A 249-nucleotide genomic window follows, 5' to 3' on the forward strand; every position below is an offset into this window, starting at 1 on the left:
GGCCAGGCCGGCCTTGACGGCGGGAATGAACGGCACGGACAGGAGCGCATCAATCACGGGGTAGACCTTCTTCCACTGGCCCAGTGCACCCTGCAGGTCACCCCCGGCGATGCGACGGCTGACGTCGACGATCTCCCCCGGGACAACGTTGGCGGTGCCTGCCATGACGCCTGCTGCGCCTTCAACCAGGGCGCTGTAGAGGTAGACGTCCCAGCCGATGAAGGTGCCGATGACGTCGGAGTGGTGGTG

At 66.3% G+C, this 249-nt stretch carries 1 protein-coding gene; it reads right to left on the reverse strand.

Annotation, left to right across the window (positions count from 1 at the left end; genetic code table 11):
- The coding region (locus tag HWE01_RS22750) for a dihydrodipicolinate synthase family protein (protein ID WP_241822972.1) at positions 1–249 on the reverse strand (249 nt) is incomplete at both ends.

The organism is Herbaspirillum sp. C7C8 (genome assembly GCF_022627875.1).
In the GTDB taxonomy this organism is placed as follows: domain Bacteria; phylum Pseudomonadota; class Gammaproteobacteria; order Burkholderiales; family Burkholderiaceae_D; genus Herbaspirillum.